Source organism: Lichenibacterium minor (assembly GCF_004137685.1).
GTDB classification, from domain to species: Bacteria; Pseudomonadota; Alphaproteobacteria; order Rhizobiales; family Beijerinckiaceae; genus Lichenihabitans; species Lichenihabitans minor.
The window spans coordinates 1-5756 of record NZ_QYBB01000100.1; the positions used below are offsets into that span (position 1 = coordinate 1).

General features: G+C 64.5%; 5 protein-coding genes. 3 read left to right on the forward strand and 2 right to left on the reverse strand.

Features of this window, described 5'->3' with window-relative positions:
* Positions 1-277 precede the first annotated feature (277 nt).
* A complete protein-coding gene (locus tag D3273_RS27080) occupies positions 278-856 on the reverse strand; it encodes a hypothetical protein (protein ID WP_129230074.1) in 579 nt (192 codons plus the stop codon).
* 607 nt (positions 857-1463) lie between these two features.
* On the reverse strand, positions 1464-2213 hold the full coding sequence (locus D3273_RS27085) for a hypothetical protein (RefSeq protein WP_129230076.1): 750 nt from the start codon (positions 2211-2213) through the stop codon (positions 1464-1466).
* A gap of 431 nt (positions 2214-2644) precedes the next feature.
* Here D3273_RS27085 and parA point away from each other — a divergent pair, with 431 nt between their 5' ends.
* The 3 genes from parA (at position 2645) to D3273_RS27100 (ending at position 5666) form a co-directional block, all read left to right on the forward strand.
* A complete protein-coding gene (parA, locus tag D3273_RS27090) occupies positions 2645-3304 on the forward strand; it encodes a ParA family partition ATPase (RefSeq protein WP_129230078.1) in 660 nt (219 codons plus the stop codon).
* Between the two features lie 2 nt (positions 3305-3306).
* A complete protein-coding gene (locus D3273_RS27095; RefSeq protein WP_129230079.1) occupies positions 3307-3645 on the forward strand; it encodes a ribbon-helix-helix domain-containing protein in 339 nt (112 codons plus the stop codon).
* A 1283-nt stretch (positions 3646-4928) separates the two neighbouring features.
* Entirely contained in the window at positions 4929-5666 is a 738-nt protein-coding gene (locus D3273_RS27100; RefSeq protein ID WP_342634291.1) for a recombinase family protein, read from the forward strand.
* The last annotated feature ends 90 nt before the right edge of the window (positions 5667-5756 follow it).

Sequence of the window (5756 nt, forward strand, 5' to 3'; positions counted from 1 at the left end):
ACGGCGGGCTCCGCCATATGCGGAGCTCCGCCCGCCGCCCCCGACTCCAAATCTCCACCAGCTCCGTGGACGCTACCCATGCGCCCGGAGGCGCGTCGTTCATATGCGGGATCCGTGCCGGCAGCGGCACCGGGGATGGCGCATGGCAGCGTCCCGGCTCGGCGAGCGCCTGGGGGAAGGTCAGTACGGACGCGACCTCCCCCCACCGGTGATCGCGAGAGGCTCGCGATCGACCAGGGCACCATGGGACTGGATGGTTGACGGCGAGTTTCCGGTTCTAGCCGCGGAGCTGCCCGACCAGGCGCCCCACCCACGACTGGCGACGATCCCTCACCTCGACCAGCAACCGGTCGCGCTCGGCCTGCACGCCCTCCAACAGGGCCCGCCCGAGGTCGATGCGGGCCGTCATCTCGGTGCGGACCTCGGCGGTCCGGGTTCGCTCCACCTCGACCAAGGCCACTAGCACGTCGGCACGGCCGGCCTGGGCCCGCAGCGTGTCGGCCTCGAAACGAGCCGCCCGCAGTTCGTTGCGGGTGTCGGCGAGGTCGTCGGTCAGCTCCTCGACGCGGCGCTCCAGGTAGCCGATCAGGGCACGGGCGTCGCTCCGACCATCATCGGTGACGTCACCGGCGGCGACGGGGGTGTCGTCATCGGCGCCATCTCTGATGCTGCCGCTCGCGACGGCCTGGGCGGCCTCCTCCAGGCGCTCTTCCGGCACGGCCACCAGGGCCCGACCATCATTGCCCGGGCGGCGCGGCCACTTGTGGCGCATGGCGAGCCGCTTCGCGCTCTCGGACGTGATGCCGAGAGCCAGGCCCATGTCCTCGTAGGTCAGCCAACGCGTCTCGCTACCCATGTCGTCTCCGGGGTCATCACCGGTGACGACAGGGATGGCGTCCCCGGTGATGACGCCGGCGGCAAGGGTGATAGGGGGAGCTTGCCGCACACTGGCGGGGCAGCTCCGTCATATCAGACCGCCAACAGGCGCCTCATCGCTTCGTATAGCGTCCGGACAGGTGCTCGGCGCGCAGCGGCCAGCCCTTCGCTCCGGTCGCGGTGCCGTGGGCGACACTGCCCCGCATAGTGCCGGATCGAGGAGATCGTCCTTGCTCGTCGAGAAGGACCGGAGGAAACCCCGCATCGCCTACGAGCCTCATAGGCCCAAGAAACGAGCCTCGTCCTTGAGCTGGGGTCGCAAGCGGCCGAAAACGCTGTCAGCGAAGCTCTCAGCGACGCGGAGGGGCCTTCTCGATCGGCTCGACCATTTTTCGCCCCCTCCAACCTTCCGTCGTTCAGACTCGAGGTCGCGGTTTTGGAGACGCTTTCCTGAGGAGAAGAATCTGTAATCCGAAGGGTGCTCGGGGATCTGAACCCACCCCCTCTACGCTCGATGGCCTCCATCCCCACCGTGGCCTCTACCATCGCCGGCATGGTCGACTGAACTCCCATGATGGTGCACGCCATCATCGTCCGACCCCACATCCAAGCCGTCGAGACACGACAGGCATTGCCGTCGGCGCATCCCCGTCGGTCGTGCCTTGCCCACCACCAGCCGGATAGCGCCTTAGAAGACCGCCAGTGTCCCCGGGACCACGGCGATGGCTGTGAGGCTGTTCCGCTCGACCATGCCTGGGCTTCCCCTGTTCTGCCTGCCGCGGGTGGTCGGCCCCTGCCCGCTTCCGGTCGCGCATCCGTAGCCAAGCGCGCCACTCGGCTGACACGATGCGGACCGTATTGGGGGCGCTCCGCCACGCCGAGAGCCGCCATTCCTCGGACGTGAGGATGCCGAGCGCCGCGGCCTGTCGGACGGCGTTCTGCACCGTCGTGCGGGAGACACCCGCCAGCGATGCGACGTGGCCGACGGTGAGGCGACACAGGCCCCGGCGCGCCACCTCGGCGGCGATCGTCGACAGAACGGCGGCCTCAGCCATGGTAAAGCGCGCGGCGAGCTGCGGCGGCAGCCAGCCCGACGACGTCCAGCGCCGGCGCCGCTCCATCTCGGCCGGAGACCGCGGCCTCGATCCTACACGCCGGCGCGGCTCGGCCGGCTTCGGCGGCACGATCTTCCGTGCCGCGATCTCTTCGGCGAGCCGCTGCGCGTCCTCCTCGGAAACCGCCCCGCAGGCGAAGCCCTTCCATACGGCTACCGACAGCTCGGCAAGCCGCTCCCGTGGCGTGCCCGATAGGGCTCGCCTGATGTCGTCCGCAAACATATTCCCTGCCCCATGCTGGGGCCGTCCTGGAGGCGTGCGTCCCCGATCGTGGAAACATCAGTTTCCACGTTGACTCCCACCGGGAGGTCATGCGAGCTTCGGAGCTGTTCGGTGCTTCCAAAGCCCTATTTCGGTTCCAAGAGCCTCACCCTTGCCGGGGTGGGGCTCTTTCCGTTTCAGCGTCCTATCCGGCCATTCTGTCTCCATCTCGCAGGCGCGACTCGCGTCGTGCCTGACAGGTCATCACGCCTAGGAGAGGTCTCGATGTCAAACTGACACCTATCTTGAGAGTAGGCATACACGCCGGCATGCCGACATGCCTGCGTGTCCTCTCGTGGTTATGGCTTGTCACCGACATCAGGCTCGCGTAATTGCTCGCTGTCACGTCTACTCGTGGGCTTGTGGGCACGCGGACGTGACGGGATACAGACATGAAGACCATCGCGGTCCTTAGCCAAAAAGGCGGCTCTGGGAAGTCAACGATCAGTGTGCACCTCGCGGTCGCGGCTCAGCAGCACGGCTTCCGCGTGGCCGTGGTCGACCTCGATCCGCAGGCCACGGCAAGGAAGTGGGGCGACAAGCGCGAGGCTGACGAGCCGGAGGTAATCGGCGACCACGCCGAACGCCTGCCCCAACTCGTCGACGCGGCACGAGCCAACGGTGCAGACCTACTCGTGATTGACACGGCGCCGAATGCTGACCGGGCCTCCCTTACAGCCGCGCGCGCCGCAGACCTGGTGCTGATCCCTTGTCGACCGTCGTCCTTTGATCTCGACGCAATCGAGGCTACCTGCGACCTCGCAGACATCGCGAAGAAGCCGGCCTGGGTAGTGCTAAATGCCGCCCCGATCCGGAGCGCTATTGTGGACGAGGCTCGGAGAGGGCTGGAAGCGCAGGGCCGGAAGGTGGCGCCGCAGGTGGTCCATGTGCGCGTTGCGTTCTCCCATGGCGTCATCGACGGCCGTACAGCCCAAGAACTAGAGCCCGACGGCAAGGCGGCCGAGGAAATCGAAGCCCTGTTCTCGTGGGCGCGCACCCAAGTGGGCCTGCCTGCGGAACCACATGTCCACAAGCACACAGGAGAGAAGTAGGGATGGCGTCCAAGCGGCCCAGCCTATTCGGGAATGCTGCGTCGAAGGCTACGGCCGAGGTGGAGGCATTGTCCGAGGATCAAGGTGAGTCGACCATGGAAATGGAGGCAGCCCCGGCCCGCGTACCGGCACCTCATGCCTTGACCGAGCCAGCACGGGCGAACCGGTACCCGAAGGCCAAGACACGAGAGGGCAAGCGGGTGGCGACGGTGTACCTTGAGCACGAGGCCCTGCGACAGCTGCAGAAGGTCGGGTTCGACGAGGAGACCACGATCCAGGCTTTGCTGGTCGAAGGCATCAATGCAGTGTTCGAACGGCGCGGCCTGTCCCGGATCGCTTGAAGGCACATTCATGCAAGGGCACGCCAACATGTCCGCACGACAGCATGACCACACCGCTCCGGGAAGGTGCCGTATGCTGCCGCTGCGAACTACGCGACGGAGATTGTGACCTTCGGCGTAGGAATCGCGGTGCACCGGCAATCGCTTCACCGATCTACACACGCCAGCGACGTGCTCTTCGCGTACGGGGCCGGGCTCGGTGTGCTCGGAGGAGGGTGGTGGGCTCGCCACTTCATCTCCGTGGCGGTTACGGCTCATTCGTCAGGGCAGCGCTTCCGGCGCATGTCGGCATGCAGTTGCAATGAGGGAAGAATATCGAGGCTCGAGAGAGAGAGCGGGCCAAGGCCCTTTCGGAATCCGCGCACGACGTCATGGCCGAGCACGTGGTTGCGGTCGCAGTCGTGGTTCCGGGCACGTTGCTGAACGGTTGGAGAACGTTCCTGCCCAAAGCTGGCAATTGCGGATGTGGGCTTAAGGGCACGCTTGCATGTGGGCAGGTTGTCACGTGGTCAGGTGGGCGTTTCGTCTCACTAGAAGCTTTCAATGCACGATGAACCACTCCGAACAGCTCATGTTCGAATGGCTGCAGTACCGCAGCTAATTTGTCAGCAGGCCCGCTCAAGTCGGCCCCAGGCCGAGTGATAGCTTCAAGAGCAAGTTCGACGTTGTCGGAATGCATCTCGATCGGCAGCACCTCATCAACGCGGAATGGTCGGTCACCACTCTGTCGACTGTGAAGCTGTAGGAGGGTGTCTCCCTGCAATGCGAGCATGGGCGGCAGTTGACCGAGAAAGTGTTCGACGGTCTCACACTGCCGGCCATCATGAAGCAAGAGGCCGTATTCCAATTCCCGAGCACCTCTGTTTAGACGATCGGGAAAGCACGGATCATTTCGGTTTGCGACTTGGCCACGAGACCTACGCCGGCTTGTCACATACGACGCCGATGATCTGCGCCGTTCCGGTGGCTCTGGCCCTCCTGCAAACGCTCCAGCTCGCAGTCAACGCCAACAGGATGTCACCGCGACATGCCCGGCTTATCGCTGAATCAGCGGCCCGCAATTTATAGCTCTGGATAGCTCTCCTTCCTGATATCTGCCTACAGATCCACAGGACTGCATGCCCACAGGCCGGCATGTATGTGTCGTTCAGCTAGGTATCGCTCGTCTCAGATCGATGGATCTTCGACACTCAACCGCTAACTGCTTGCGGGGCGGGAGGCGGGCCCGATATGACATTCCAGTCGATGGTCGTTGACTAGGATGTAAACCCGTGCCGTCAGGCGTGTTCGTCACCTACTGCCGTGTTTCCACAGCCCGACAGGGCAGGAGTGGGCTCGGGCTCGAGGCCCAGCGAGCCGCCGTGAAGGCTTATCTCCGGGAAGGGGAGTGGCGCATCGCTGGCGAGTTCGTCGAAGTGGAGAGTGGGAAGAATGCGGACCGCCCGGAATTGGCCAAAGCTCTGACGATGGCTCGCCTGCATCGGGCTGCCCTGGTCGTAGCAAAGGTTGATCGGCTGACGCGCTCTCTGGCGTTCCTGTCCCGACTGCTCGAAGCGGGAGTGGATGTCCGGTTCTGCGATCTGCCTCAGATCGAAGGCCCTACAGGACGTTTCATGCTGCAGCAGATGGCAGCTGTCGCCGAGCTTGAAGCTGGCCTGATCGGCGATCGAACCCGAAAGGCACTTGCCGCCAAGGCAGCTTGGTACGCCACCTTGGACGAACAAGCACGACAGGCTCTCCGAAGCGCCGGCAAGGCGACCCAATTGGGTGGCGATCGTGGTGCTCGCCTCACGGCCGAGCAGCGAGCACGGGGACGTGCTGTGAGAACATCTCAGGCGTTAGAACGAGCGTTAGATCTCGCTCCCGTCATTGCCGACCTACGTGCGAGTGGAGCGTATACCCTCGCCGCTCTGGCCGAAGGTCTCAACAAGGATGGCATTACCGCAAGTCGAGGAGGCGCTTGGTCGGCAACGCAGGTCAAGCGGGTGCTTTTGAAGAGTTCTGTCCTTCCATCTAGTTGATCAGGATAGGAGAACGCGCGAAAGCCCCGAGGTTTGGGCCTCGGGGCTTTCGGGATGGTGATGGTTGGTTGCGGGGGCAGGATTTGAACC